This is a genomic window from Chryseobacterium salviniae, from assembly GCF_035819015.1.
GTDB lineage: Bacteria > Bacteroidota > Bacteroidia > Flavobacteriales > Weeksellaceae > Chryseobacterium > Chryseobacterium salviniae.
The window spans coordinates 1-3,856 of record NZ_JAYLAA010000035.1 but is presented as its reverse complement, the minus strand read 5'-3'; the positions used below and the strand labels follow the sequence as shown (position 1 = coordinate 3,856).

The 3,856-nt window shown below is 37.8% G+C and carries 2 protein-coding genes; both read right to left on the bottom strand.

Going from position 1 to position 3,856, the window contains the following annotated elements; translation table 11 throughout:
* The coding region (locus tag SOP96_RS08720) for a hypothetical protein (protein WP_326320597.1) at positions 1-3,253 on the bottom strand (3,253 nt) is incomplete at its 3' end.
* A gap of 13 nt (positions 3,254-3,266) precedes the next feature.
* On the bottom strand, positions 3,267-3,856 hold a 590-nt coding region (locus SOP96_RS08715; RefSeq protein WP_326320596.1), incomplete at its 5' end, for a T9SS type A sorting domain-containing protein.

The window sequence follows — 3,856 nt, the reverse complement described above, 5'->3', positions numbered from 1 at the left end:
CTGCCATTGTGCTGTCTTTCCTGAAATTATCCAAAGCTGTAATTAATGCTGCTTCGTTGGAAGGATTGGAGGCATCTAAATCCGAAGCTGAAATAGTAGCCGCCGCCAGGCTGCTTACCTGGGCATAGGTAGCTCCCACAATTTTAGCAATCGGCTGGGTCTGGTTGTAGCCCCAGATAATAGCGGTAGGGATGCCGTCTTTGGTGGTGTATTGCTGCAGGTTGCCTTTGGAATCGTATTGGTCGTAGGTAACTTCCGTGGAAGCGGTAGTCCGCAGATCATACGAAAGCACAGAGGTTGGAAATAAATGGGCCGGATTGTCGTACTTTGTTTCTGTTTTGGAGATGGTTTTGCCGTTTTTCTTTACCTCGGTTTCCAATGGAACGCCTATCATATTGGCAGTTATCAGCTTTTGATTGTTCGTTTGTAAAGCATATTTATAGTAGGACTCCTGTATGGATAAATCTGTACTCTCAATGCTTTCTTTGGCAATGTTGTAATCGGAATTGTATTCATACGTGGATGATTGTTGCAATATTCCGTTCGGAAGATACTGATTTACTGTTTTCTGCTGCAAAAGAGGAATTACATTTTTCTTATAAACAGGCTTAGAATCAAGAACGCTGGCAAATCCGCCACACCCTCCGAATAATCCGCATACTCCGCCAATATTAAAATTGTGGTTTCCGGTGATGGAAAGATATCCTTCATAAGAATTCATTAAACCTGAATATGCAGAATTTTTCACAAAACAACCTCCATCGCCTGGTATATAAGCCTTACCTCCGATAAAAATATCGGGTTCTACAATGGTATAGGTATAGGTGTCTCTCTCCTGGAGGATATTCGAACTGTTGTACACTTCTGATTTCTTAATTAATCCGTATTTTTTTTCAGGGTTTTTAGTAGGAATGAAAGGATAGTTGTAATTTAATGGATCATAGTCGTTGCCGTAATCAAGTGGAGTTGTAAAATAATTTTTAGTATACCCTTCAGAATCGACGACTTTAACATTTCCGTAGGTAACAAAAGAGCCATTAAGGTTGGCTGTCTGAACAACAGCATTGTTGGCATAAGTTTTATACTGAACGCCTCCATAATTAACCGTGAGTTTATCATAGTTTATTGAAGCTCCTCCCGGACACATACTATTTTCACTTTCATTTACCGTTCTGTTATAGGAGTAGACCGGGGTATTATTCAATACTCCGCTGGATTTGGAAGGATCGTTAAAATCTGTATACGAATATAAGAATTTACGTTTAGGGATATTTGGAAAGCCCATGCCGGAAGTGCTGTCCCAGAAATTGATCTGATTTATTCTCAATCCGCCACCATATAAATATTTGTAAAGATTCGTCAGCTTATATTTATTAATTTCAATATTATACTTTACCATATTATATTGCAGATCCTGTGTAGTATGCACTAAAGAAATTTTATAAAGGCCCCGTCCGTAGAAATTAATCTGGGCAGGAGCCGCTGAAGTAAGGGTAATGTATTGCTTCCCCCGAATGACACCGCTTGTATTGGCTGATGTTTCTTCATAACAGCTGGCAGGATTTGGCATAAATACATCGGGATTAAAAGGCTGATCGTACTTTACGGGTGTTAGCTGCAAGGTATATTTTTTAATATCCTCAACATTGTTATATTGTATCGCTTTAAAATTAACAATTACTTTTTGTGGGGTATTTACATAAATAATCTCATCTGAAGGCTGATTATTAAATGCCTCTTTATTGAAAATACTGGTAGTCTGAATCCTATTTTCAGGAATATCATAAAGTTCAATGGTTTTATTGGCAATCTGTGAGAACGTATTGGGTTCCCATATATATTCAGCCACTCCTTTGGTTGGCGTTATTTCATAATGGAGAGATCCTCTGGTTATGGCCAGAGCATTGGTGTTTTTGTCTGCACCATAAGGATATTCCATAGATTGTTCAACGTCAAACCAGTCAGAAGACATATTGTTATTATAATACCCCCAATGATCTTTTTCTTTTGAGTCCGCATCAATTAGAGTTCCGTTATAGTAAAAAGTATAATTTAATTTATTATCCTGCTCATTAACCACTCCGCTTAAAACATATTTTGAGCCGGAAGGGCTGATAGTAAATTTGTAAGAATTAATAAGCCTATTATAACCATCAACAAGTCTTATCTTATCTAGAAAATCCTGTCCGTTTATCGTAGTTTTATCATAATAGATTGCAGCCCGCTCCGGAATATTTACTTTTTTAAGTTTATAGGTATTGTTCTTTTTAGTGATAACATCCATTTTATATAAAGGCTGCAGGTAATCAAGATGAAACATTTGCAGAACCTTATATTTATAATAATCTTTTATGTTTTGATCTACGATATGATTATATTCCGTACTTCTTATTTCAGAGTCAGGAAAATTATACATTTGATATTCTGCATTAAGGACTGTATTTTCCGACGGATTTTCAATTCTTGTCAAATGCCAGTTGTTTTTGTACTCTGTTTGAGGGAGTATAGGCATATTGCTTGATTCGGCAATTTGAGAAACACTGGTAGATGTTACAATGTTTGCATCCGATTCGTAGAGATCAAAAATATATTTGTATCCTTTGTCATCCGTGATGGTAAAGGAGGTAAAATGTTTGGCGGTATTATCTCTGCTATATTGTATTTTAAATTTCTTTTCAGTTCCTAAAATTTTAGGTTTTATTGCTCCGTCTTCAAATACAAAAACAAACTTTCCGCTGTTTCCTAGAAAACTGAACATATATTCATCACTCAAAATATCATATTGTCCTGAATATAAAGATTCGTAAATTCTTTTTTTCAGCCATTCACTGGAGTTTGCATAAATGTTTCCGTCATAATTATTACCAGGCATCAGTACCTGATTATCCAGTATTCCCCATAACGCTTTATCATCATTGGTACCGTTAACAGTTCTTGTAATGATTCCAAGGTCGGACGCGGACCAGCCAACGCCCAGCTCTGTACCGATTTCTTCTACTCTCATCTGAGAAGGATGATAAGATATTTTAAAACTGTATGATAAATTGTTATCAATAGCCGTAGATAAAAGATTATGTGAAATATCTGGGATACCGGTTGATAGATTGACCGGTATCTGCTCCATCCTAAACATAGGCATTACTGATGCCTTTGGAGGGAAGATATTAGGTACAAGCGTATTGGCATTTGAACCTGTTTGGCTATTGTATACAGTTGAATACAATAATGTTATCAGTATATATTTTTTTATCATATATTTAGTGTTATTATTTTTTAATCAATTTAGCACTCACCGTTTTATCATTCGTTTTCACGGTCACCAGATACGCCCCCTGAACCAAATTCTGCGTGTTGATCTTCGTGACTTTATTCTTCGTTTTCAGGCTCTGAAGCTGTCTTCCACCCATATCATACACAACAATTTCTGCCTCGGACTTTCCGTCACCCAGCTTCCAGCTTCCATCTTCCATTCCAATCTCCACATACGCATACTCACTCACCGGATTCGGGTAAATTTTAATATCCTGCTTTACAATCAACTGGTCAATCTGCTGATCTCCCAGCTTCACGATCTTCCAGTTCTCTTTCCCCAATTCTTCGGCACTGGTTCCGGCCAAAACAATCGAGCCATCCCGGTTCAATTTAATATCCGAAAGCCTTTCTTCCCTTTTCCTTGATTCTCCTTTCACATGCTTTCGCCACTGTTCATTACCATTCTGATCCAAATACAGCATCCAGAAGGTCTCATCATCACTTTCTATTCTTCCTTCAGCCTGGGTGTAACCTCCGAGTAAAACCCCTTTGACGTTCTCGGATCCCCCTCCTTTGGAGGGGTTAGGGGAGGAAATCACGCTCA